Annotated in this window: 23 protein-coding genes and 4 pseudogenes; 24 read left to right on the forward strand and 3 right to left on the reverse strand. The window is 31.2% G+C overall.

What is annotated here, in order from left to right:
* Window positions 1-62: 62 nt before the first annotated feature.
* From rfbC to G415_RS0107860, 9 genes and pseudogenes are all read left to right on the forward strand, one after another.
* The gene (rfbC, locus tag G415_RS0107800; RefSeq protein ID WP_022671117.1) at window positions 63-611 is read left to right on the forward strand and encodes a dTDP-4-dehydrorhamnose 3,5-epimerase; all 549 of its coding nucleotides are present in this window, start codon (window positions 63-65) and stop codon (window positions 609-611) included.
* A 23-nt stretch (window positions 612-634) separates the two neighbouring features.
* Complete coding sequence (gene rfbD, locus G415_RS0107805) at window positions 635-1,615, forward strand: dTDP-4-dehydrorhamnose reductase (protein WP_022671118.1); 981 nt, start codon at window positions 635-637, stop codon at window positions 1,613-1,615.
* A pseudogene (gene rfbB, locus G415_RS10490) lies at window positions 1,608-2,679 on the forward strand (dTDP-glucose 4,6-dehydratase). The gene rfbD and the pseudogene rfbB overlap by 8 nt, the downstream one beginning before the upstream one ends.
* Entirely contained in the window at window positions 2,679-2,822 is a 144-nt protein-coding gene (locus G415_RS11065; RefSeq protein ID WP_022671119.1) for a hypothetical protein, read from the forward strand. Before rfbB ends, G415_RS11065 begins: the two are co-directional and overlap by 1 nt.
* Window positions 2,823-3,690: 868 nt before the next feature.
* Entirely contained in the window at window positions 3,691-3,987 is a 297-nt protein-coding gene (locus tag G415_RS0107835) for a TDP-N-acetylfucosamine:lipid II N-acetylfucosaminyltransferase family protein (protein WP_022671123.1), read from the forward strand.
* 221 nt (window positions 3,988-4,208) lie between these two features.
* Entirely contained in the window at window positions 4,209-4,556 is a 348-nt protein-coding gene (locus tag G415_RS0107845) for a GNAT family protein (RefSeq protein WP_022671125.1), read from the forward strand.
* Window positions 4,557-4,567: 11 nt separating this feature from the next.
* Window positions 4,568-4,738 carry an N-acetyltransferase gene (locus G415_RS11415; RefSeq protein WP_022671126.1) on the forward strand — a complete coding sequence of 57 codons (171 nt, stop codon included), beginning with the start codon at window positions 4,568-4,570 and terminating at the stop codon, window positions 4,736-4,738.
* Window positions 4,725-5,900 (forward strand): annotated as a pseudogene (rffA, locus tag G415_RS11420) (dTDP-4-amino-4,6-dideoxygalactose transaminase). Before G415_RS11415 ends, rffA begins: the two are co-directional and overlap by 14 nt.
* Window positions 5,901-5,948: 48 nt before the next feature.
* On the forward strand, window positions 5,949-7,181 hold the full coding sequence (locus G415_RS0107860; RefSeq protein ID WP_022671127.1) for an ATP-grasp domain-containing protein: 1,233 nt from the start codon (window positions 5,949-5,951) through the stop codon (window positions 7,179-7,181).
* Here the strand turns inward: G415_RS0107860 and G415_RS0107865 are convergent.
* A complete protein-coding gene (locus G415_RS0107865; protein WP_022671128.1) occupies window positions 7,150-8,625 on the reverse strand; it encodes a pentapeptide repeat-containing protein in 1,476 nt (491 codons plus the stop codon). The genes G415_RS0107860 and G415_RS0107865 overlap by 32 nt on opposite strands.
* A gap of 50 nt (window positions 8,626-8,675) precedes the next feature.
* Here G415_RS0107865 and xerA point away from each other — a divergent pair, with 50 nt between their 5' ends.
* Entirely contained in the window at window positions 8,676-9,569 is an 894-nt protein-coding gene (xerA, locus tag G415_RS0107870) for a site-specific tyrosine recombinase/integron integrase (RefSeq protein WP_022671129.1), read from the forward strand.
* Window positions 9,570-9,610: 41 nt separating this feature from the next.
* Here the strand turns inward: xerA and G415_RS11425 are convergent.
* A pseudogene (locus G415_RS11425) lies at window positions 9,611-10,444 on the reverse strand (transposase family protein); the annotation flags it as partial.
* 217 nt (window positions 10,445-10,661) lie between these two features.
* Here G415_RS11425 and istA point away from each other — a divergent pair.
* Window positions 10,662-11,387 (forward strand): IS21 family transposase, encoded by a 726-nt coding sequence (istA, locus tag G415_RS10505; protein ID WP_051129559.1) that lies wholly within the window; start codon window positions 10,662-10,664, stop codon window positions 11,385-11,387.
* A 109-nt stretch (window positions 11,388-11,496) separates the two neighbouring features.
* On the opposite strand, the pseudogene G415_RS11430 reads toward istA, so the two are convergent.
* Window positions 11,497-12,601: pseudogene (locus G415_RS11430) on the reverse strand (transposase).
* A gap of 424 nt (window positions 12,602-13,025) precedes the next feature.
* On the opposite strand from G415_RS11430, the gene cysC reads away from it, so the two are divergent.
* The 13 genes from cysC to G415_RS0107965 all read left to right on the forward strand — a co-directional run bounded on the left by cysC (window position 13,026) and on the right by G415_RS0107965 (window position 25,931).
* Window positions 13,026-13,757, forward strand: coding sequence for an adenylyl-sulfate kinase (cysC, locus tag G415_RS0107900; RefSeq protein ID WP_022671134.1), 732 nt, complete (start codon window positions 13,026-13,028; stop codon window positions 13,755-13,757).
* Window positions 13,758-13,767: 10 nt separating this feature from the next.
* Window positions 13,768-14,676, forward strand: coding sequence for a sulfate adenylyltransferase subunit CysD (cysD, locus tag G415_RS0107905; RefSeq protein WP_022671135.1), 909 nt, complete (start codon window positions 13,768-13,770; stop codon window positions 14,674-14,676).
* A 75-nt stretch (window positions 14,677-14,751) separates the two neighbouring features.
* Complete coding sequence (locus tag G415_RS0107910; protein ID WP_022671136.1) at window positions 14,752-15,117, forward strand: four helix bundle protein; 366 nt, start codon at window positions 14,752-14,754, stop codon at window positions 15,115-15,117.
* Complete coding sequence (gene cysN / locus G415_RS0107915) at window positions 15,104-17,140, forward strand: sulfate adenylyltransferase subunit CysN (protein WP_022671137.1); 2,037 nt, start codon at window positions 15,104-15,106, stop codon at window positions 17,138-17,140. Before G415_RS0107910 ends, cysN begins: the two co-directional genes overlap by 14 nt.
* A 185-nt stretch (window positions 17,141-17,325) precedes the next feature.
* Window positions 17,326-18,630, forward strand: a complete 1,305-nt coding sequence (locus tag G415_RS0107920) for a flippase (RefSeq protein WP_022671138.1) — start codon at window positions 17,326-17,328, stop codon at window positions 18,628-18,630.
* 1 nt (window position 18,631) lies between these two features.
* On the forward strand, window positions 18,632-19,543 hold the full coding sequence (locus G415_RS0107925) for a sulfotransferase family protein (protein WP_022671139.1): 912 nt from the start codon (window positions 18,632-18,634) through the stop codon (window positions 19,541-19,543).
* A 5-nt stretch (window positions 19,544-19,548) separates the two neighbouring features.
* Window positions 19,549-20,697: a UDP-galactopyranose mutase gene (glf, locus tag G415_RS0107930; RefSeq protein WP_022671140.1), complete on the forward strand. Its 1,149-nt coding sequence runs from the start codon at window positions 19,549-19,551 to the stop codon at window positions 20,695-20,697.
* Window positions 20,698-20,737: 40 nt separating this feature from the next.
* Window positions 20,738-21,217 carry a hypothetical protein gene (locus tag G415_RS0107935; RefSeq protein WP_022671141.1) on the forward strand — a complete coding sequence of 160 codons (480 nt, stop codon included), beginning with the start codon at window positions 20,738-20,740 and terminating at the stop codon, window positions 21,215-21,217.
* Complete coding sequence (locus tag G415_RS0107940; protein WP_022671142.1) at window positions 21,186-21,641, forward strand: hypothetical protein; 456 nt, start codon at window positions 21,186-21,188, stop codon at window positions 21,639-21,641. The genes G415_RS0107935 and G415_RS0107940 overlap by 32 nt, the downstream gene beginning before the upstream one ends.
* Before the next feature lie 15 nt (window positions 21,642-21,656).
* Window positions 21,657-22,661, forward strand: coding sequence for a glycosyltransferase family 2 protein (locus G415_RS10250; RefSeq protein WP_022671143.1), 1,005 nt, complete (start codon window positions 21,657-21,659; stop codon window positions 22,659-22,661).
* Complete coding sequence (locus tag G415_RS0107950; protein ID WP_081639361.1) at window positions 22,658-23,833, forward strand: glycosyltransferase family 4 protein; 1,176 nt, start codon at window positions 22,658-22,660, stop codon at window positions 23,831-23,833. The genes G415_RS10250 and G415_RS0107950 overlap by 4 nt, the downstream gene beginning before the upstream one ends.
* Window positions 23,814-24,377: a glycosyltransferase gene (locus G415_RS10255; RefSeq protein ID WP_022671145.1), complete on the forward strand. Its 564-nt coding sequence runs from the start codon at window positions 23,814-23,816 to the stop codon at window positions 24,375-24,377. The genes G415_RS0107950 and G415_RS10255 overlap by 20 nt, the downstream gene beginning before the upstream one ends.
* A gap of 333 nt (window positions 24,378-24,710) precedes the next feature.
* Window positions 24,711-25,931 carry a glycosyltransferase family 4 protein gene (locus tag G415_RS0107965; RefSeq protein WP_022671147.1) on the forward strand — a complete coding sequence of 407 codons (1,221 nt, stop codon included), beginning with the start codon at window positions 24,711-24,713 and terminating at the stop codon, window positions 25,929-25,931.
* Window positions 25,932-25,952: the final 21 nt, after the last annotated feature.

Here is a 25,952-nt window from a genome sequence, read left to right on the forward strand (position 1 = left end):
ATGAGTTGCGAGTTTTGAGTTATGAATGTTAGTGTTTAGTTGAAAAAAAGGAGACAAAGACAATGAGATTTATAAAAACTGAGATAGAAGGTGTTGTTATAATAGAACCCAAGGTGTTTGGCGATGATAGAGGCTATTTCATGGAAACCTTTAGACAAGATTTATTTGAAAAAAATGTTGCAAAGATAAACTTTGTGCAAGACAATGAATCAAAAAGCAAAAAGGGTGTTTTGAGAGGTCTCCACTATCAACTTCCACCTTATGCCCAAAGTAAACTTATAAGAGTAATCAAAGGCAAAATACTTGATGTTGCTGTGGATATAAGGAGAAACTCTCAGACTTTTAAAAAATATATGGCTGTTGAGTTGAGTGATGAAAACAAAAGACAGCTCTTTATTCCACAAGGTTTTGCCCATGGTTTTTTAGTTTTAAGCGACGAAGCAATCGTTGTCTATAAGGTTGATAACTATTACTCTCCAAAACACGATAAAAGCATCAGATTCGATGACCCAGAGATAAACATAGATTGGCAGTTTCCAAAGGATAAAATTATAGTATCAGACAAAGACAGAAATGCTCCATATTTGAAGGATGCAGAGATATTTGAATAGTTATGAATTATGAGTTTTGAATTATGAATGAAGCAAGGATTTTGGTCACTGGCAGCAGTGGGCAACTTGGGGGAGAATTGCATAGGTTAATTATGAATCATGAGATAGGAGTTATAAATGGAGAAAAGAGTAATTCAACACTCAAAACTCAAAATTCAAAATTCTACTTCACTGACATTGACGAGTTAGATATCACAAAAGAAGACAAAATCAAGGAATTTATAGATAAGAGCAATGTAAACGTGATAATAAACTGTGCTGCATATACGGCTGTTGATAAGGCTGAAGAAGAGAAAGAGTTAGCAGACTTAATAAATCATAAAGCTGTTGAATACCTTGCAAAAGTCTCAAAGGAGTATGGTATATTTCTTATTCACATCTCAACAGACTATGTGTTTGATGGCAAAAACTATAGACCATACACAGAAGATGACAAAACCAACCCACAGAGTGTTTATGGATTGACAAAACTAAAAGGTGAAGAAGCATTAATTAACTCAGAAGCAAAAGGAGTCATAATAAGAACATCTTGGTTATGCTCTTCGTTTGGCCATAACTTTGTCAAAACGATGCTAAAGCTTGCACAAACAAGAAAGGAGCTAAATGTTGTCTATGACCAGGTAGGAACACCAACTTATGCAAGAGACCTTGCATCAGCCCTGCTGACAATTATGAATTATGAATTGGGAATTATGAACGAAAAGGATGGTAATGTAATTCAAAACTCAACACCTAACCTTCATAACTCTGTAAGGGTTTACCATTACAGCAACGAAGGTGTTTGTAGTTGGTATGATTTTGCAAAAGCAATATTTGAAATAAAAGGTATAGACATAAGAGTTAATCCAATAGAAACAAAGGATTATCCCACACCAGCAAAAAGGCCACACTATAGTGTGCTAAATAAAGCAAAAATAAAGAGAGATTTTGGTATTGAGATACCCTATTGGAGAGACAGTTTGAAGAGAATGCTAAGTGAAACAAAAGGAGACAGCAATGAATAATTTAATTTCTATCCTAATAACTGGCGGTGCAGGATTTATAGGCAGCAACTTTATTCCTTATTTCTTAGAGAAACATCCTGAGTATAATGTAATAAATTTAGACTTACTTACTTACTTATGCAGGAAATCTTGAGAATTTAAAAGAGGTAGAAAGCAATCCAAGATATAAATTTATAAGAGGTGATATCTGTAATCGAGAGCTTGTCGAGTACATATTTAAAGAGTTTGATATTCAGGGCGTAATTCACTTTGCAGCAGAGTCTCATGTTGACAACTCAATTAAAAATCCTGATGTATTTATAAAGACAAATGTTCATGGCACATTTACACTGTTGGATGTGGCTTATAAACATTGGATGAAAGAGCCCTTTGAATATAAAGACAGATACAAAGAGTGCAGATTTCACCACATATCAACGGATGAAGTCTATGGCTCACTCCCTAACGACCCAAGTAAACTGTTTACGGAAAAAACTCCTTATGCCCCAAATTCTCCTTATTCTGCAAGCAAAGCAGCAAGCGATATGATTGCAAGAAGTTATTTTAAGACCTATGGTTTAAATGTTGTAGTAACGAACTGCTCAAACAATTATGGCCCAAAACAGCATGATGAAAAACTAATCCCGAACATAATAAGAAATGCACTTCAAGGAAAACCTATTCCCATATACGGAGACGGTAAGAATATAAGAGACTGGCTCTATGTTCTTGACCATTGCAAGGGCATAGACCTTGTATTCCACAAAGGAGAAGCAGGTGAAACCTACAACATAGGCGGAAGAAACGAGAGAGAAAATATATACATAGCAGAAAAGATATGTGAAATTTTGGATGAACTATATCCACCTTCTGTCAATTCAGAGCTCAAAACTAAAAATCCAAGACTAAAAAGTTATAAAGAGCTTATAACTTTCGTAAAAGACAGACCCGGTCATGACAGAAGATATGCCATAGATGCAAGCAAAATTGAGAATGAGCTTGGGTGGAAGGCAGAAGAAACTTTCGAAACCGGAATAAAGAAGACAGTGGAGTGGTATTTGGATAGATATGTTAGGAGAATATAATGATCAATGTTGCAAGACCATATTTGCCACAATTTGATAAATATATCAACAAAATAAAAGAATTGTGGGACAATCACTGGATTACAAATAATGGAAAGTTTGTCCAGGAATTAGAAGAGAAGTTAAAAGATTATTTAAAATAGATTACATAGTTTTAACTGCGAATGGAACATTAGCTTTACAAGTTACACATAAGTTGTTCTGTTTGAGATAAGAAGTGGTTGTGATGTTTTTTGGGGAGTATTGGCAAATAACGCAAGTGATCTTTATAGGTTACATCTTCACGGAAAAATATACTATATGATTTTGCATATTTGTGGTTTAGATAAATTTATTCCGCCATTTATTATTGAGTTTGTAAATAAAAATTTTGATATTTCAGAACGCGAATTTATATTGCTTGAAAAGAAAGATACGAATATGGTCTGAATAAAGATTATCCTTTAAGATGGGTAAAAGCAAGAAGAGATGTTTTTAAATTTTTTTAAACTATATTTAGTATATGTATACTGCAAAAAAATAGTAATTCATGGGTTAGAAATGAAAAATTGACTTATGCTTTGTTAGCGCAACCTTGGCTATTAAAGAAATGTTATCATGTTCTATGGGAAGGTGATTTCTACTTTACTAAAAGGCAAAGCAGAGCAAAGAAAAAAGCAACAAAACAGATGGGACATTTTATCACATATATTAAAGGTGACTACGAATTGGCTAAGAAATGGTATGGAGCAAAGGGAAAGTAGCACGAATGCATTATGTATCCAAACAATTTGTTTAAAGAATATAATATTGATAACATTCTCCAAAAAGATTATGTGACAATCCAAATTGGTAATTCTGCCACCGAAACAAATAACAATTTTGAAGTCTTTGAAAAATTAAAAAATATAAAAATGAAAATATAGTTTTATATGTTCCGCTTTCTTACGGGAACAAAGAATATGTAAAAAAAGTTATTAAAAAAGGATATGAAATACTTGGAGAAAAAAATTTAAACCTATTTTGAAATTTATGCCTTTTGATAAGCATCTTGAATTTTTATCCAAAATTAATATAATTATTTTTAACCATAATAGACAACAAGGGATGGGAAATATAATAACTTTATTAGGGTTTGGTAAAAAGGTTTATGTTAGAAGTGATGTTACTTGTTGGAAAATGTTTGAGGAAAAGGGGATTAAATTGTTTGATATTAAGAAAGAGATAGATTTAAGATCTATTGATAAAAGAGTAATAGAAATGAACAAAAAAACATTAAAAAATTTTTTCTCAGGAGACATTATTAAGTCAATGGAAGATGATTTTTGAATGTTGATTTTAAGGGACAGTTATGTTTCATATAAAGTATTTAGAGTGGGATAGTAATTTTTTTGGATTATCTATATACGATTTGGAAGCAAATAACATTTGTAAAAAAGATATTTTAAATTTAAAAAAAGAGATAAACTCAATAAATTTTGATGTAATACAAACTAAAATAAACTAAAATCAATGCGAGTAATAGAAAATCTATAAAAATCATTGAATCTATGGGGTTTTCTTTTGTAGATTTTCATATTGTTTATGAAAAAAAATTAACTAAAAAACACAAGCCAAATATAATTCCCAAAAGCATAAGCAATGTTAATATTGATTGTTTTGAGGATATTAAAAAAATAATTAAGTCTCTTTATAAACATAGTAGATTTTTATCCATAGGCATTTCTCAGGAGTATGTAGACAGGTTTTATAGTGAATGGGCAAAGAAAGCTATATTGGGAACATTTGACGATTTTTGTTTAGGTTTTTTCGAAAGGAATAAGTTAGCAGTAACTTGTAAAATACTAACTCAAATAGGATTAATAGGCGTTGGTAATGAATATCAAGGCAAAAAATAGGGACATTATTGATGCGATTTTTAGAGAATTATCTTATAGATAAGAATATAAGTATTCTCAAAGTAATTACAGAAGGGAGCAATATATCAGCCCAAATTTTTTATATCAAAAACGGTTTTTTTGTTAGAGATATAAAGTATATTTCTTATTTGTTTAAAGATGATAAAAATGATTCCATTTAACAAACCACCATATACTGGAAACGAAGAAAAATATATACTTGAAGCTATAAAAAGCGATAAAATTTCAGGAAATGACTACTTTGGTAAAAGATGCGAGAAATGTTTTGAAGAAAAAAAGCATTATTAACACCATCTCACACTGCTGCTCTTGAGATGTGTGTAATGTTAATTAACATAAAGAAAAACGATGAAGTTATTATACCGAGCCATACATTTGTATCCACCGCAAATGCATTTGTGTTAAGAGGGACAAGAATAACTTTTGTAAATATTCGTCCTGACACAATGAATATTGACGAAAATAAAATTGAAGACGCTATCACTGAGAAGACAAAAGCGATAGTTGTTGTTCATTATGCTGGAGTTGCTTGTGAAATGGATAAAATTATGAAGGTTGCAAATAAATATAATCTGTATGTGATTGAAGATGCTGCTCAAGGGATGATAAGTTATTACAAAGAAAAACCTTTGGGAACTAAACTATTGGACATTTTGGAGCTTATAGTTTTCACGAAACCAAAAATTACACCAGTGGTGGTGGAAGTGGACTTTTAATAGTGAACGACGAAAGATTCATTGACAGAGCAGAAATTATTAGAGAGAAAGGAACAAACAGAAGCCAATTTTTAGAGGAATGACTGATAAATGCACCCGAGTAGATATTGGAAGTAGCTATTTAATGAATGAAATAAGTGCTGCTTATTTATGGAGGCAACTTGAAAAGGCTGAAAACATAAACCTAAAAAGATTAAAGATGTGGGAATATTATTATAAAGAATTTCTGAATTTAGCAAATAAAGGGTTTATTGAATTACTAATTATTCCAAAAGGGTGCAAACATAATGCCCACATGTTTTATATATTTTATATAAAAGTAAAAGATTTAAAAACAAGAACAAAACTTATAAATTTTTTGAAAGAAAACGGTATCTTAGTAGTTTTTCATTATATCCCACTTCACAGCAGCCCAGCGGGAATAAAGTTTGGAAATTTCGTAGGAAAAGACGAATTTACAACAAAAGAAAGTGAGAGACTTATAAGATTGCCTTTATATTATTCTATCACTAAAGATGAAGTCGAATTTGCTATTAATAAAGTGAAAGAATTTTTTAACAACAAAACGAAACAAATGAAACTAAAAAAAGTAAAAGATTATTTTTAGACAAAAACCAATGTTTAAAATATACAAAAAAGCAGGGGGAGATAATCAATGGTTAACATTAGTGAGTTTAGGGAATACATCATAGATGAAATTATTAATAGAACAATTTTTTTAGCGAAAAGCATAGATGAAATAGAAAGTCTTTTAAAATATTGGAATTTAAAACAAGAAAACGTGATAGCCGTTAGAACATCAACTAAAATGAGAGAAAGATATAGGAATATATATGTTTATGAGCTTAAAACTAAAGTAAGAGAATTTTCAACTCAAAACTTTTTTAGAAACTACTTGTTTACATCAGGATTATTCGAAAAACTAAGAAGTTCAATATTTTCAAAAGGTATAAATTTATGGATGTTTAGAACTTACGAATGGTGTAAGGACCTAGAAAGAATAGGAAACAATAAGGTTTTGCTAATTGATTATGATTTGTACATAAAACTAAATAATAAGATTTGGGCTCTGAATCTTCTTGAAGGAAACGATTATCTTCGTAGCCACTTAGAGATAAGAACAAAAAAGCTAAAAACAAGATATGAATTTAATACGAATTCAACATTCTATAAACTAATCAACGATGATTATTCGTTGCCATGGGTTATCTCTTCCCAAATTTCGAACGGTGGTGACGGTGTATTTAAAATAGCGAATCATGATGATTTTAAAAGAGCTATTTCAAAAATAAAAACCCCTGTAGTTAAAATTGAAAAATTCATTGAAAATTGCATACCAGTGAACCAGTTTGCCATAATCTTCTTTGATAAAATTATAAAATATCAACCATCTCGCCAAATCATTGAAGAACACGAAGGAGAAATGAGATTTAAAGGTTCTGATTTTAAGCTTAAAATAGATGAAAAAATAGAAAGAAAAATAACCAAACTAACTCATTTTATAGGGCTCGAGTTGCAGAAATTGGGTTACCGCGGAATATTTGGATGTGACTATATTATATCAGATAATGAAGTTTACTTTATTGAAATAAATCCAAGATTTCAAGGTTCTACTTTTTTACTTACTTATAACGACGACCTTTTTAATCCTTATATTTTGCACATGTTATCATTTTATTATGGTAATTATATAGTTGAGTTCAAGAATAATATGGATATATGTGAAAATCAATATGTAGAGTTAAAAAGCGATTACAGTAAGTACAAGTATTTTTCTAATATTAAAGAAATAGAACAACAATATAAAAATGAGAGTTTAGATATTAGGTCTGCATTTGACCATATAAGATTAGAACCTAATGTTCCACAGGGGTTCTATCTTGAGTAAATCCTATAATTCTTTTAATTTCATTTGTCAGAGTTTTTATTGCAACAGACCCATTATACTCAAGTTTAAACTCTTCTTTTTTCTCATTCATTAAAGTAATTTTGCTATATTTTATATTCAATCCACTTATTAATGCAGCAATAACAAAAACTAATGCTTCAAGCACTATTTCGATTGAACCTGATGAAACATAAGATAATTGATAGTGATATGTTTCATATAGTCCTTTTTTAGATAACTCTTCTTTAATCTGTTTTAAGGTTGCTATAACATTGTCAATATGAGCTTTTTCGTCTATTGTTATTCTTGCTTTCAGTTTTGATGTTTTATATATATGTTTATAATAGTTGTATATAGATTTTTCTATTATATTTGTTTCTGCATTTGCTTCAATAGTACGATTTTGGTGTTTTGTTAATAGCATATCGTAAGCATATATCAAATTGGTTTCCTGAAAAAACAGCAATTTTAGCATCATGTTTATATCTTGCAAGTCTATAAAAATACTTTCATCCTCTGTGATAGTATCAATATAGGCTAAAACCAGCTTTTCTATGTTTGAAATATTTGGGTATAGGTTGTTAATCTGAATTAACCTATTTTTAATGGTGTCATATTGTAGGCTTCGGGCACTCTTAATTTTGTCTAAAATATACAATAGGTTTAAAGTCTCAAAGTGACTCTTTTTTAATTTCATCAGATTTTTCAGAGATTCTAATATATCAATTTTTTTATCATTATCATTTTTCTCTTTACTAGACTTGGAAAATATTAATAAAAGTTGACTTTTAGTACTGTTGGGATCATTTTTGAGATAATAATTAAATTCTTTATATATTTTATCTATTCCTATTATTTGTATACTCTTTTCAAATCTACACACAATTTTCTCAAAACGACTATTCTCAATGGTAAGTCCATAAACTGCAGATGATCTGATATCGAAAATATCGAAGTCACAATTTTTTATAATAGCGTTTTCAAAAGACACCGAATAATTCATGACTCTTCTAAATTTACACTTATCAAATAAAGAATATCTAAAGCCCACCCCCTTTATGTAGCAATTTTCAAACTTGCAGTTCTTAAATACTGTTCCAAACATCCCTGATTTTTCGAATAGGGATTCAAATTTGGAATAATTCCTTATATTTATCCCACTGTGGTCTTTTGTGTGAATAAACTGACAATCTTCAAAAACAGCATCAGCAAAATTTGAGTGTTTAAAACTGCAATCTATAAATTTGCAACCTTTAAAATAAGCACCTTTTGCGTCGATATGAGACATGTCACAATTAATAAAATCATAATTAGCAATTTTTGCTCTGACAAAGTCGGCCCTAAAAAAGCAATATTCTCTTAATGCTTTTTCTTTAAAACTTACAACACTGTAGCTAAAAACTCTTCCTTGAAAATTTTCCCTAAACTCACTAATGTTAACCATTGATTATCAAAATAAAAATTTAGTATAATTTTTCTCTATAGAGGAGTCTTATGAATTTAGAAAAGTCTATCGACGCATTTCTAAAATATTGCAAAATTCAGAAAAATTTAAGCAATAACACCATAAGAATGTATAAAATAGATTTGGGCAATTTTAAATCCTTTTTGGGAAATATCAACATAAAAGAAATCAATAAAGATAAAATCAAAGAATACTTAGAATATTTAAGCAAAAAATACAACAAATCTAAAACAATAAAAAGAAAAATAATAACAATTAAAGCATTCATTAATTATTTAGAGTACGAAGAGTACATTTTTAATAATCCCTTTAGAAAAATAAGAATAAGCCTAAAAGAAAATAGGAAATTACCAGTTGTCTTATCTTTAGATGAAGTTAAAAAACTCCTAAAGTGCGCGTATAATTTTAAAAGTAAATTTTATCAAAGAAATTTGCTAATTATAGAAATTCTTTTAATTAGCGGCATTAGAGTTTCTGAGCTGTGCAATATAAAAAAAGAAGATATAAACTTCTCAAATAAATTTATAATGATAAAAGGAAAAGGAAACAAGGAAAGAAAAATATACATACCTAACAATAAAATTTTAAATTTATTGAAACAAACTATTGATAAATTCAACATTCAAAACGGGTATATTTTTCTAAACAAATATAATGAACCCTTATCTGACCAAAGTATAAGAAAGATTTTAGAAAAATACTCAAAAAAATGTCTCAACAAAAAAATAACCCCACACACTTTGAGGCACACCTTTGCAACCATTTTGCTAAACTCAGGAGTAGATATAAGGCAAATTCAAGTCCTGTTAGGACACAGTTCCATATTAACTACGCAAATATATACTCATTTTGATGAAAGTATGTATAAAAATGTATTAGATAAGCACCCTTTGAATGAATTTTTAGATAATGACAACAATTAACGATATCTTACTTTTTCAATTTCATTTTTTATCCATCCAGACTAAAAGATTTGGTATTGGGCATAGACATACTTACCACTCTTTGAAATGATATACAGGTTTAGATACTTTCTCAACCACTTCATAGGATAAGAAACAACACTCAAGAAATACTCAAGCAGTAGTGTTGGGAGTCTTGCAATGTTGTCTGATATCACGGTATTACACCTTTTGAGTTTCTCTTACATGTATTAATCATTCATATCTATTCCAAAGTGTGGTCTTGCAAGATTCCAGGTATCCTGCCAACTTTGGGCTTTTCTTATGAATTCTTCATCATCTCTACATCTTTCAGGATAGATAGAGAAGAAATACTTAATCATCCTTTCTATGTGAGTTCTCAATAATAGCCTGAAGATATTTTGCACCAGGTGGAATAGGTTTTATTTCTGTATTCAGGATTGAGAATAGTTCGTTGTATTCTTTTAGTTTTTCTTTTGCTTCCTTCAGCAGAATTCAGCACCATTGTCTAATCTTATATTTATCTTCTCTTTGACACTATGAGCCCTTAACCAGAGTACAACAAGCATAAGAAAGGCTAAATCGTATATTGCAGCAGATAAACTATGTGAATAAGCAGTAAATCTAATTCTGGTTTTTACATCTATGGCATTATACTCATAAACTGGCAGATTGTATTTTACTATGTGGTCATACACATCCTTTGGTAAAGCGGATTTATCCAGTATATGCTTTGTGTCAACCTGAAGATAGGTAAATGGCGTAAGGTGTTCATAGTCATACAGCCTTCTTCTGTTGCCATTTATCGTTCTTATCTTCTTTGGCTTTAATCTGTTTCTTTTTAGGATTGCCTTTATTGTGTTTTCACTGATTTCTTATGTCAAAGCTACAATAAACTCCCCACCCTTTTGGTAGCATGCCCTCATCTTTTTAAATAGATGGAGGGTAAATAAAATTGTTGGGGGTTTGTATGTACTATTCGGTAAAAGTGTCCCCCGCACTTCTAAAATACACCACTAACGCAGACCAAAAGTGCACCACTTGATGTATAATCCTCTTTGATTCCAAATAAGGACAAAGGGAATTATCTTGATGCTGAGTTATGAGGAGTTTGTTATGATACATACACTGCATAAACAAGGACATTCCATAAGGGCAATTTCAAGGATTAGAGGAATAAACAGAAGAACTATAGCAAAAAGGCTAAAGGAGGATGAACCCAAGCCATATAAAGCAAGGGTTTGTCCAAGTAAACTCGACCCTTTTAAAGAGTATATCGGAAAAAGGCTTCTCTCGGCTTTACCCCATAGGATACCATCAACTGTTGTATTAGATGAGATAGTAGAAAAAGGCTATGAAGGTAAAATAAGAATATTGCAGGTGTATATGCACAAATGGTATGAAGAGAATCAAGCATCAAAGAGAAAAGAAGAAAGCATAATAAGGTTTGAAACTAAGCCCGGCTTTCAGGCTCAGGTTGATTGGACTACCATAAGAGGAGGAAAATCACCTATCTATGGTTTTGTTATGATTCTAAGCTACTCAAGGGCTCCATTTGTATACTTCACAGACTCAATGAAACAGGATGTATGGCAAGACTGCCACATAAGAGCATTTTCATACTTTGGAGGAGTTCCAAAAACCATACTTTATGATAATCTAAAGAGTGCAATTATAGAGAGAAATAAATACGGACAAAACAGACACGGATTTAATCAGAAGTTTTTAGATTTCTCCAAAGGCTGGTTTATACAAAAATATGCAAACCATATAGGCCTCAGACCAAGGAAAAGGTTGAAAGATTTAACAGATACCTAAAGGAAAACTTCTACAGACCCCTTGTTGCATCTTTAAAAGGCAGTGGTATAGAGATAACTGCAAATTTGTTAAACTCGAGACTTCCACCGTTTCTTGTGTCTTTCCCTTATCATAATACTTCACTATCCCTGGAATCGCAATCTTCAAATTTAGAAACAAATATTTGATTCAACTCGTATCTTTTTGACTTAATCAGAGGATTGACGCTCCATCTCCTATCCAGCTTATCTATTGCAACAAACAAAGCAACATTTAAAACATCCATAGATTGGAAGAAACCTTCTTTTCTCAGTCTCTGTTTTTCAAAGGTAGAGTGAACCGATTCAACGGTGTTTGTCGAATTGATGAATTTTCTTATGGTCTCTGGATATTTTAAGAAAGACAAGAACTCCTCTTTCTTTGATTCTAAATATTGAGTGTAGGTTTTATATCGTTTCTTTAATTTATCGATAATATCGGTTTGAAATATAACCAACCCTTTATCAAATGTATCGCAGTAATTTTTAATCTCTTTTAGTTTTTTATTAATATAAGAAGCGTCTGAACATCAATACCCTTTTCATTCCCCTGTTTATCAAATCCTGCAAAACCTCCATCCATGTGGATTTATTCTCTTTTCCAAAGAAAGAATAATATCCAAGAAGGGATTTATTCGCGTTTATATCTATACCAGCAACAGTATAGACAACACTCTTTTTAACCCTTTTATCCTTTAAATCTTTTACCATGCAATGGTAAGCATCGATATAGATGAAATAATAGCTTTCCTGTAATTCTTTTGACTTGAATTCAAGCATTTGGTTTTTATGTATTTCATCATAAGCTTTTTCGCTAAAGTCTAAACCTCTTAATTTCATCTTGTATACAATTTCCTGTTTTGAATCTCAGTTGATTAAAAAAGAAAAGATTAAATCTTCAAAACTTTCGTCGTATCTTTGATATTTAGGAGGTAGGAGATTTAAACGAAAGTTTGAGCTCCTTGTTCTTGGAGCCTCAAGTTCCAGTTTACCAAGCCCTGTATTTAGGGTTCTTCTGTATACTCCATTGCCTTTATCCTTTGGGTTTTCAAGAAGATATTCATATCTCTCCTTTCCCATTATTTCAATTAACAACCCTTCCATTAAAGAGGCTAATTTATTCTTACCATATTCATCCAGTTCTCTTACTACATCCATATTATTTGACATTATTTCTTTTAACATATCTCTGTTCATGTAAGCCACCCTCCTTTAAAAATCATTTTACTTATTTTGAGGATAGACACAAAATTGTTTTAAGTCCCGGGATATTATCCGACATTGTAAGGAATGGGTATGTTGAGAATAGAAAAGACAAGAAGTTTAACGAGTTAGTGAAAAAGGCTATAGAGCACGATATACTATTTCTTTTAGCAGATAAGGATAAGATAGTTTTTAACTCCCAAATAATGAAAAAGGGTGCTGAAGTTTATTTAGGATAAAAACTGTGAAGATGGAAAGGGCTAAAGAGATACCATTTTTACAATATGATTGCCTTTTTATTTTACAAAAAGTGTTTTACAATAATTAGATTTGCAAAATAAATTAACTTGCAAAAACATAAATTATATTGTATGTATGACTTTGAGAAATGGTTATAATAAAGATTGGAAAGTAAGGCATGTTTATTGAAACCAAAACCCGCTCTCTTTTGAAAGCCGTCTCTTGGCGTGTTTTTGCCACAAGTATAACGATTCTTATTGTTTTTATATTTTTTGGAAAGTTAGAGCTTGCTATAGCTGCTGGCATTTTGGAAAGTATAAGTAAAATTATAATGTATTTTGTCCATGAGAGAATCTGGAATAAAATAAACTTTGGCAGGAAAAGAGTTGAGCCATTTGTTTTATGGTTTACTGGACTTCCGCTATCTGGAAAGACAACCATAGCCAATGCGGTGTATGAGAAATTGAAGGGAATAAAGAATCTTCCTATCCAGAGAATTGATAGTAAGGACATAAGGGAGATGATACCAGAGATAGGATACGATAGAGAAGATAGAGTTCGCCATTTAAAGAGAGTTGGTTTTTTGATAAAAGTTTTGCAGTCCAATTCTATTTCTGTTGTTGCTTCCTTTGTTTCGCCTTATAAGGATATTAGAGAGTTTTTAAGGAAAAATACCAAAAATTTCATTGAGATTTATGTAAAAGCAAGTATAGATGAGTGCAAAAGAAGAGACTATAAGGGCGTTTATAAGAAGGCTGAGATTGGGGAAATAAAAAACCTAACCGGTATTCATGAACCTTATGAAGAGCCTGATTCTGCCGAGATAGTTTTAGATACAGAAAAATACTCGATTGAAGAGATGACAGAAATAGTTTATAAGTATGTGATGAAAAATATTGTAAAACTTTAAAGGTGTGGTTATGGATAACGATAAAATAACGCATTTAAAGTTGCTTGAGTACGAGAGCATTCACATAATAAGAGAAGCGATAGCAGAAGCAGAAAATCCAGTGCTTTTATACTCCATAGGCAAGGACTCATCCGTCTTGCTTCATCTTGCATTGAAGGCATTTTATCCGGCAAAATTACCGTTTCCTGTAATGCATATAGATACAACATGGAAGTTTAGAGAGATGATAGAGTTTAGGGACAAAAGGGCAAAAGAGTTAGGGCTTGATTTAATAGTTTATATAAATGAAGAAGGACTAAAGAAAGGGATAAATCCGTTTACTCACGGTAGCAAGGTTCATACAGACATAATGAAGACTGAAGCTCTAAAAAAAGCGTTGGATAAGTATAAGTTTGATGTGATTTTGGGTGGTGCAAGGAGAGACGAAGAAAAGTCAAGGGCAAAAGAGAGGATTTTCTCATTCAGAGACAAACATCACAGATGGGATCCAAAGAATCAGAGACCAGAGTTGTGGAATTTGTATAATTTGAAAAAGAACAAGGGTGAGAGTATAAGGGTTTTTCCGTTGTCTAATTGGACAGAATTAGATATATGGTTGTATATTTACCTTGAAAATATTCCTGTTGTTCCACTTTATTTTGCAAAAGAGAGACCGGTTGTTGAATACGATGGCACTTTGATTCTTGTGGATGATGATAGAATGCCATTAGAGTTAAGAAAAAAGGCTCAAATGAAATGGGTTAGATTTAGAACGCTTGGCTGTTATCCACTTACAGGTGCAATAGAGTCGAAAGCAAAAACTTTACCTGAAGTTATACAGGAAACCCTGTTAGCGAAGTACTCAGAGAGACAGGGAAGATTAATAGATTTTGACCAGGTTGGAAGTATGGAGAAGAAGAAGATAGAAGGGTATTTCTGAAAATGTAGGTGTTGGGTATTAGGTAATTGGGTATTGGGTGTTGGGTAGTGGGTACTGGGGTTGAAGGGAGTAGGGATGGGTAATTTTAAGGAATTGGATGTGTGGAAAAAGGCTAAAAATTTAGCAGTTGAGATATATAAAATGACAGAGAGTGATTCTTTTAAAAAAGATTTTTCTTTGAGAGACCAAATTAGGAGAGCTGCTGTATCGATTCCAAGTAATATAGCTGAAGGAGATGAGAGATTTAGCAATAAAGAAGCTATTAGATGTTTCTACATAGCAAATGGTTCCATTGCAGAGTTGATTACACAACTTTTAATATGTAGGGATATAGGATATTTACATGAATCAGAAGTCAATACATTTCTTTCTGAATTAGAAAGACTTTCAAAAATGATAAAAACACTAATTAAATATAGGGTGAGCAATGAAGGAAAATAATAAAAACCAAATATCTGCTATCCAAAACCCAGAACCCAAAACCGAATACCCAGAACCAAATACCCAAAACCTTATAAAAAGCAACATACTCGAATATCTCCGTCAGCATGAACAGAAAGAGCTATTGCGTTTTATAACTTGTGGCAGTGTTGATGATGGCAAAAGTACTCTTATAGGAAGGCTGCTTTATGAAACAAAGGCTGTGTTTAAGGACCAGCTTATGGCTCTAAAGGCAGAAGCAAAGTATAAGAGAACGGAAGATGAGATAGATTTTTCTTTGCTTGTTGATGGGCTTCAGGCGGAGAGAGAACAGGGTATAACTATAGATGTTGCCTATAGGTATTTTTCAAGTGAAAAGAGAAAATTTATCATAGCAGACACACCAGGGCATGAACAATACACAAGGAATACAGTCACAGGAGCATCAAATGCTGATTTGGCTGTTATTTTAATAGATGCGAGAAATGGAGTTTTAACTCAAACCAAAAGGCACTCTTTTATAATGGTTTTGCTTGGAATAAGACATATTGTCGTTGCTATAAACAAAATGGACCTTGTGGAATACAGAGAAGAAGTTTTTGAAAAGATAAAAAGCGACTATGTGAAAATAATAGAAGAGATTAGAGAGAGAGTGAGTGAAGTTGTTGGTGATTCAGAGAAGTTGAATGTAGATTTAGAGTTTATACCAATCTCTGCCTTAAAAGGCGATAATGTTGTAAAGAAGAGCAGTAATATGCCCTGGTATAAGGGTAAAACTCTGCTTGAGTATCTGAATAGCGTGAAAGTTCAAAGTTCAGTGTTCAATACTGGGCAGTTTCGTTTTCCTGTTCAGTATGTGAATCGTCCAAATCTTGATTACAGAGGGTATTGTGGCACTATTATCTCCGGAGAGATAAAAAAAGGTGATGAGATAGCTGTTTTACCATCAAGGATAAAAACAAAGGTAAAGGCTATAGTGCCACCTGCTTATAGGGAAGCTCAAAGTTCAGACGATGGAAAATTTGAACAAACAGACTCTGCTCGTGCACCAATGGCAGTTACTGTTCTTACGGAAGACGAAGTTGACATAAGCAGAGGCGATTTGATTGTAAAGCCGTCCGAGATGCCAAAATTAAGCGACACTGTTGATGTGTTTATTATCTGGATGGGGGATGAGCCCTTAGTTGTAGGAAAAACTTACGATATTAAAAAAGGAACAGGGTACTTATCAGGTTATGTAGATGAGATATATTTTAAAATAAATATAAATACGCTCGAAAAAGAGACTGACAACAGGCTAAATATGAATGAAATCGCATACTGCCGTGTTGTTTTTACAAACGAAATACCGTTTGATTCATATTGGTCTAACAGATATACAGGCAGTTTCATTTTTATAGATAGAATAACCAATAATACCGTAGGTGCAGGTCTGATTGTAAAAGGAGGCCAATCAAAATACATATCCTGGCATCAACATAAGGTAAGCAAGCAGGATAGAAGTAAAATAAAGGGTCATAAACCATGCATTATTTGGTTTACGGGTTTGAGTGGTTCGGGTAAATCGACTATAGCTAACGCCTTGGAAGATACTTTAAATAGAAAAAGTTATCATACATATCTGCTTGACGGAGACAATATAAGACATGGTTTAAACAAAGATTTAGGCTTTTCTGATGAAGACAGGAAAGAAAATATAAGGAGAATAGCTGAAGTTGCGAAGTTGTTTGTTGATGCTGGACTAATCGTAATAACGGCTTTTATATCTCCATTTAAAGAAGAAAGGGAATTTGCAAGAAGTCTTGTCGATAAAGATGAGTTTGTTGAAGTATTTGTTGATACGCCGCTTGAAGTATGTGAGCAGAGAGACCCTAAGGGTCTTTATAAAAAAGCAAGGGAAGGAAAAATAAAGAATTTTACAGGAATAGATTCACTTTACGAACCACCCGATGCTCCAGAGATTCATATAAGGACAGAGAGATTAACTGTTCAGGAAAGCGTTGAAAGGATTATAAACTACCTTAGAAAAACAGGGATACTATGAATTACATAAAAATATGACTTTCTTTAAAAAACCTTTGTTAAAAAAGAAAGATGAAAAGGTTCAGTATATTATTTATGATAATAACTGCTCTCGTTTTCTCTTTTGAAAAGTTTAAAAACTATTTGGATCTATTATTGCGTTCGAGAGTGAGATAAGAAAAACAATGAAGTGGCAAAAGCACTTGAATGAAAAATAGATTGATAAACAATTTAAAGTTGTTTACAAACTCCGAAGATAAAAAACGGCTTTTGGAAAACTTTTTTTCACTTTCGGTCTTGCAGGGTGCAAATTATATACTGCCGTTGATAACTCTGCCTTATTTAGTAAGAGTATTAGGCCCTGAGAAATTTGGTTTAATAGCATTTGCTCAAGCGTTTATTCAATATTTCAATATATTAACTGACTATGGTTTTCAGCTTTCAGCAACAAGGGAAATATCCATACACAGGGAAAACAAAGAGAAAGTTTCAGAAATCTTTAGCTCCGTTATGATAATAAAGTTTGCGTTATTAATTTTATCTTTTATAATAATGACTGTCATTGTTTTTTCTTTTGAAAAGTTTAGAAAAGATTGGCTGATTTATTATTCAACATTTGGCATGGTTGTTGGTCAGGTTTTGTTCCCTGTTTGGTTCTTTCAAGGAATGGAGAGAATGAAATATATTACTTTTTTAAACATAATAGCTAAGTTAATATTTACCGTTTGCATTTTTATTTTTATCCGCAAGGTTTCAGATTATATATATGTGCCGCTTATCAACTCAGTTGGGTTTATTGTAGCAGGAATATCTGCTTTGACTATAATATGGAAAGACTTTAATTTGAGACTAAAGTTTCCCTCTTGGAAAAGTATAAAACATCAGCTAAAAGAAGGAGGATATATATTTATATCGAGAGTTAGTATAAGTTTCTATACCATTTCAAACACTTTTGTTTTAGGGTTGTTAACAAACAATGTCGTTGTGGGGTATTATTCCGCAGCAGAAAGATTGGTTAATGCCGTAAAGAGTCTTAATAATGTAATACTTCAGGTTATGTTTCCCTATGTATCGAGTCTTTCGAAGAAAAATTTTGATAGAGCAGTAAGAGTGGTAAGAACTGAACTAAAGTCACTGCTTGGTTCAGAGATAATTTTATGTGCGGCCGTTTTTATTGTTGCTCCTCAAATTGTGCTTCTGCTATTTGGTAAGCCATTTATAGAATCGGTGGGCATAATAAGGATTCTAATTTTTACTGCTCCTGTGATAATATTATCTGCTGTAATAGGTCAACAAATACTGCTGAATTTTGGAATGAAAAGACTGTTTACAGTAAGTATAGTATATATGTCTATTGCACATCTTATAATACTACCTCTATTAGTATTACTGAAAAGAGCGACGGGGGCTGCAATAGCAGTATTAATCACGGAAAGCCTGATACTTTCTTTCAGAATAGCCGGACTATACAGGGAAAGAAAAGACATAGCTTTATCATTATTGGGAGGATAAAGTGAATACAAGATTGCCAAATTTTCTAATAGTAGGAGCTGCTAAAGCGGGCACAACATCATTGTATTACTATTTGAGAGAGCATCCTGAGATATATTTAAGTGATATCAAAGAGTTAAGATTTTTTTCTAACATGGAAGGAAATTTTCAAGGGCCTGGTGATGAAAATGTGAATAAAAGTGTGTCGAAAAGTATAGATGAATACGAAAGTTTCTTTGAGAAAATAAATGGAGAAAAGGCAATAGGAGACATTTCTCCCGACTATTTATATTATTTTAAAAATTCAATAGATAATATAAAAAATTTTTTATTGAATCCAAAAATAATCATAGTATTAAGAAACCCTATAGATAGAGCTTTTTCACAGTATCTTCATTTTACAAGAGATGGAAGAGAAACATTGTCTTTTGAGAAGGCATTAAAACTGGAAAACAGAAGAAAGGAACTTAATTGGGAATGGGCTTGGTTTTACAAAGATGTAGGTCTGTACTACAATCAAGTAAAGGCATACCTTGAAAATTTTGAAAATGTAAAGATATATCTATATGATGATTTAATGAACAATAGATTAGGTGTAGTTCAGGACATTTACAGATTTTTAGAAGTGGATGATAACTTTGTCCCGGAAAGTTTGAATGAAAAATTCAATGTATCTGGTATACCTAAAAACAGATTTCTGCATGAATTTCTATCAAAAGACAGCTTAGTTAAAAAGTTAATAAGACCAGTGGTTAGAACAGTTATGCCTGATAGAGAAAAAAGACAGAAACTTATAAATAAAATTATGCAGAAGAATTTAAAAAAGCCAAAAATGAAACCAGAAACGCGAGAGTATTTGAAGCAATTTTATAAAGAAGATATTTTAAAGTTACAAGATTTAATAAATAGAGACTTATCACACTGGCTGGAGTGAAAATTATGTTTGACTACCTGATTATTGGCTCCGGCTTTGCCGGTTCTGTTATAGCGGAAAGAATAGCGAATAAATTAAATAAGAAAATTCTCATAATTGAAAAAAGAAACCATATAGGCGGAAACTGTTATGACTTTAAAGACGAAAGTGGCATAATCGTTCACAAATATGGCCCACATCTCTTTCATACAGATTATAAAGATGTATGGGATTATCTATCAAACTTTACAGAATGGGAGATATATCATCACAAAGTATTAGCATTTATAGATGGCAAAAAAGTTCCAATTCCTTTTAATTTCAATACCTTACATAAGATTTTTCCAAGTGAGCTTGCCAAAAGATTAGAAAACAAGCTTCTTGAGAATTACCAATATAACTCAAAAGTGCCCATACTTGAACTTAAAAAGTCAAGCGACAAAGACTTAAAATTCTTAGCCGATTACATATACGAAAAAATCTTTGCTAACTACACAGCCAAACAGTGGGGAATGAAACCAGAAGAGATAGATAGTGAAGTTACAGCGAGAGTTCCTGTTTTTATTGGGAAAGACGATAGATACTTCAACGACAAGTATCAAGGTGTGCCTAAATATGGATATACTAAACTCTTTGAAAAAATGCTCAACAACAAGAACATTAAAATTATGTTAAACACAGACTTTAGAGAAGTAATAAAAGTTGATTTAGATAGCAAAAAGATATATTTCTTCAATCAAGAATTTAAGGGCAAACTCATTTTTACAGGGATGATAGATGAGTTTTTTGATTATAAATTTGGCAGGCTACCATATCGCTCACTTGACTTACAGTTCAATGTGATTGAAAAAGAATACTTCCAGGAAGCAGCAGTGGTTAATTATCCAAACAATTACGATTTTACTCGTATAACAGAGTTTAAACACATTCATCTGACAAATACAGAAAAGACTATTATTTTAAAGGAATATCCAAAAGCCTACAATCCAGAGACAGATATACCCTATTATCCTATCTTTACAAAAGAGAATCAAGAAAGCTACTCAAAATACAAAGATCTTGCGAACAATTTTGGCAATGTGATATTCTTAGGCAGGCTTGCGGAGTATCGTTATTATGACATGGATGATGTGGTAAAAAAAGCTTTGGAAGTGTTTGAGGAAAAAGTAAGATGATTAAAAAAGTTTGTGTAATTGATAATTTCCGGAGGAAAAGATGAACAAAAAGGTAGAGAAATTTTTGAAAAATTTGGATTTACTATTTGGACAAATAGAAGAATTTGCTAAAAAATATAATTTGAGTTGGAAGTATGAGAATATAGAAATATATGAAGAATATGCAGGTAAATACGAAACAAAAGAGCTCTATGTTTTAAAAAATGATGATTTTGTTTTTAAAGTAAAACCAATTGGAGCTTATATAATAGGAGCAGAAGGTAGAGCAGATTTGATTGGCATATTAGATGCAGTAGTATTAGTTTATTTAGAAAAAAATCATTTTCTGGAGACAAAAATATCAGCAGGAAATGAAAAGAATGTAATTTCACATTCTAAGGAACCGCTTTATGTTGGCTTTGAAAATCCTGGATGGTATATATCTCTCGAAAGAAAAAAGATTGCACCTATAAATGAAAACAATATTTGTAACATCTTGGAGAATATAAGTGAATTTAAATGCCCTGGAAAGAATTTATAATAGTTATAAAATTTTTAAAGAAACTTACAGGTTTGTCAAAAAAACAAACTTATACGAAAGGATTGATGTTTTAAATGAAAGTAAAGATACAGTGGAAGATTTGTTTATAGTAGAAATCTTTGCATGTTTAGAAAGATTTTTAAGAAATAGTTTAATTTATTGTATAGAATTGGAAAAATGCAATTTTGAGAAAGAAAGAATTTTAAACCATCTGGAATACATAAGAATAGAAGACCTTCTGGATAGCTTAAAAAAGATAATTGACAGCAATACTGTTGGGTTTATCAAACAGATTAAGAGTTATAGAGATTGGATTGCTCATGGAAGAAACCCCAAAAAACCGCCATCTGTTAGAAAAGTGGATTTTGAAAAATCTTTTGAAGCAATAAAGAGCATTATGCAAGTTTTAGAAAGTGGATTGTAAAGAGGTAAAAAACAGATGAAAAGTGCAAAAACAGAAACCGTATGTGCGGTTGTCGTTACATACAATAGAAAAGAGCTTCTAATTGAGTGTCTTGAAGCATTGCTAAAGCAAACAAGGCCATTAGATGGGATTTATATAATCGACAATGCTTCAGCAGATGGCACACCTGAGTTGTTAAAAGAGAAAAGATTTATTCAAGAACTGCCGCCGAAAGAATTGAGTGAGCCGTGGGAAAAAGAATTTATACTTACCAACCAATTATCACCAAGTGGCAATCATCAACTACCAATTCACTATGTAAGAATGCACGAAAATACAGGCGGAGCAGGTGGCTTCCATGAAGGAGTTAAAAGGGCTTATGAAAAAGGATATGATTGGTTGTGGTTGATGGATGATGATGTTGAAGCGATTGAAGATTGTCTTTATTATCTTTTATCTTATGGTAAAAAGAGTATGATATTAACTCCATTAAGAATAAATAAATTTTCAAGAATTGAGGAGTATAACGGAATTAGACTTGATCTATCCAACCCTTTTTTAAGGTTTAATCGTTTAAAGATTCCAATTTATGAATTGTATGAAAATTTGGAGGAAGCGCAGCAACTTGAATTTATAGAAGTTAAGGACTTTTCTTTTGAAGGTCCTCTCATAAATAGGAAAGTCGTTGAAGTTGTTGGTTTTCCTATGAAGGAGTTTTTCATAGGAGGTGATGATTTAGAATATTCATTGAGAATAAAGAGTAAACTAAGCAATGTTAAGTTTTTGTGTATAACTCGTGCAGTTTTAGTAAGAAAATTAAGTAAGCTTTCATCTGTCAGTAAAAGAAGAAAAGGTCTTAGTTGGAGAGATTTTTATAACTTTAGAAACTATACTTTCATTCATAAAAAATACGGGAATAACTTTCTTGTAAAATTAAAGCCATTTTTTCTATTTATTTTAATATCTTTAAAAAATTTTTATAATTTTAAAAAAGTTAAACTTTTTTCAAAAGCTTTATGGGAAGGGTACTTTAAATTATGAGAGTACTTACGCTATGTATGGATTATTTACCAAGATTGGGAGGAATTTCTAACCATATACACTTTCTAAATAAGACATTGAGAAAATTGGGAATAGATGCAAGAATTCTTCAAATAATAGAAAATGCAAAAGATAAACATTTAAAGTTAGAAGAAACAGAGATTGATGGAAATATTGTTTACAGGTTCTTTTTAAAAGATCCTTTAAAAAAACTAAATAAATTTAGGTATAGACCATACATAAATGAAATAATTGATAAGTTTGGAAAGTTCGATGTCATCCATACTCATGAGTTTAAAACTACGGAGTTTTTGGTTCCTTCCTGTTATTACGATAGGTTTGTTTGGACTAATCATACTAGTTACTTTTTTAAATTTTTCTCAGAAAAAACTCTTAAGAATTTACTTTTAAAGCCTTTGATTCTAAATCAACTAAAAAAAGCCAAGTTTATTATCACTGTGAGTAAACTTTATGAAGAGAAGACTCGTAAGATTTTGCGAAATTCGAACATTGTAACCATACCTAATGGTATAGATATTGAAAGATTTACAAAATTTGAAAAGAAAAAGCTTTTTGGTTTACCTACCAGTAAGATAAAAATATTAATACCTGCAAGGTGGTCAAGAGTAAAGGGAATTCACATTGCAGTTAGTTTGTTGAAAGAAATGTTAAAAACAAAATATGCTTCAAAGCTACTTTTTATGTTTGCTGGAAGTGACATTTATGACGATGAAAAATACAGATCCAAGATTCTTAAAGATCTTCAAGGGTTAGAAAACAATTACATACTATTAGGAAAAATAGAGTTTTCTAAAATGCCTTATTTGTATCAAGAGAGTGATATTGTTTTGTTGCCTTCATTGTTTGAAAATGCCTCGATAACTGTTCTTGAAGCGATGGCTTCAAAAAAAATACTTATAGCTTCGAATGTTGGGGCAGTTCCAGAGTTTGTTAAGGATGGTATAACAGGTTTTCTGTTTCAGAAAGAAAATGTGGCTGAACTAAAAAAAATTTTGGAGTTTTGCATAGAAAATTTAAGAACCTCTAAAATGGAAGAAATTAAAGAGAATGCTTTTAATTACTGTATCAATAACTTCAGCTGGAATCAAATTGCAAAAAAAACGCTAAAAGTGTACGAAAAGGTAAGTAAAAATGAGAGTCTTAATATTTAACTCTCTCTATTATCCTAATATTGTTGGTGGTGCTGAAAGGTCTGTACAGATTCTTGCAGAGGGATTGGTAAGGAGAAATATTACTTCTGTTGTGGTGTCAACGAGTGACAAAGAATATGTTGATTACGTTAACGGGGTGAAAGTCTACTATATAAAAACTCCAAATTTATATTGGATGAAGGAAACCAAAGAACAACCGAAATGGAAAAAACCTTTTTGGCATCTAATAGATGCATATAACGTATTAACTAAAAGAAAAATAAAGAAAATTTTAAAGGCTGAAAAACCGGATATCATCCACACTAATAATCTTGCCGGGTTTTCGGTAATAGTTTGGAAAATAGCAAAGGAACTTAATCTTCCAGTTATGCATACTATAAGAGATTACTATCTTCTTTGTCCTTCGTCTACTATGTTCAAAAATGGAAAAAATTGTGAAGAACAGTGTGGCTTGTGTAAGTTATACTCGTTTACTAAGAAATTATTTTCGAATAGATATGTTGATGGTGTAATATCCAAAAGAAGAGTTTTTTGTTTATTCTGATGATCATGAATGGAGTTATAGGATTACTAAAAATGGTGGAGATATTTATTTAGTTTTGGACAGTATGTTAAAGGATATTGATACTTCTTGGAATATCTCAAAAAAAGAATCTTCTTTTAAAGTTTTAGCAAATGGAGACAACTTTAGAGTATATTATGCTATCAGAAACAGAGTCTTTTTTGAAAAGGAAAATCTAATAAATAGTAAATTTTTTTATTGGTTGAATGTAAAAGTATATATGTTGATATTAAAATTTTTTGCAAAAAAGAAAAAAATGAAATTGTTAAATCAAGCGATTCAAGATGGTTTAAACAATAGACTAGGAAGAACATTATGAAAATATTATATATAAATGTATTTTATGAACCTTATATAGCCGGTGGTGCAGAGATTACGTTAAAAAATATTGTAGAAGGAATGAAGAAAAAAGGACATATTGTAAAAGTAGTATCGTTGTGGGATAAAAATCATGTGAAAGAAGAAAAGATTAATGATATTGATGTTATAAGAGTTCCAATTAAAAATTTATATCTTCCTTTTTTTGATAACAAAACAAGACCTAATAGTTTGAAAAGAACCATATGGCATTTTATTGAAAGTTATAATCCTTTTATATTGAGAGAAACTGCAAATATAATAAAAGGTTTTAACCCTGATGTTGTGTCAATACACAACACTCAGGGATGGTCTGCTCCGGTATTGTGGAAATTTTTATATGAAAATAAATATCCTTTTATTCAAGTTTTACATGACCAGTATTTATTATGCCCTACTAATATGTTTAGAAATAATAAAATATGCCAAACACAGTGTTCAAAATGCAAAGTATTGAGAACTTTTTATAAAAAAAACTCTAAATATGTTCCAACTGTTGTGGGAGTTAGTAATTTTATTTTAAATAAGTTGTTAAATTATGGATATTTCAAAAATGCTAAATTTAAAGAAGTAATATATAATGCCAGAAATATTAAAAAATATAATTATAATATAAATTTAAACAATAGAAAAACTATTTCTAATGATATCATATATGGATTTATAGGAAAACTTGCTCCAAATAAAGGAATAGAACTATTATTGGATGTATTTATAAATAATAGTAAAAGAGAAAATTGGAAACTTTTGGTTGCCGGTAATGGGGATAAAGATTATGAAGATTTTTTAAAATCAAAATATAACCGTTCAAATGTAAAATTTTTAGGGAAAGTTCATCCTGATGAATTTTTTCCAAATGTTGATGTAACTGTTGTACCTAGTTTGTGGGAAGAAAATTTTCCTGGTGTAATTTTTGAATCACTTTTTTATGGCAAACCCGTTATCGGTTCTAAAATAGGAGGTATTCCTGAGATGATAAATGAAAATAATGGTTATATTTTTAAATATAATAATAAAGAAGATTTATATGAAAAAATGGTAGACTTTGAAAAAAAAATTTACTCTTGGAAAGAAAAAAGTGATTTAATTCAAAAAGAAGCTGTTGAGACATATAATTATGATAAATGGCTTGACAGATGGGAAAGTGTATATGGTGATGTTGTTTCTGCTAAGGATTAAAAGTGGTAAAAGAGGTTAATG

Source organism: Hippea alviniae EP5-r (genome assembly GCF_000420385.1).
GTDB classification, from domain to species: Bacteria; Campylobacterota_A; Desulfurellia; order Desulfurellales; family Hippeaceae; genus Hippea; species Hippea alviniae.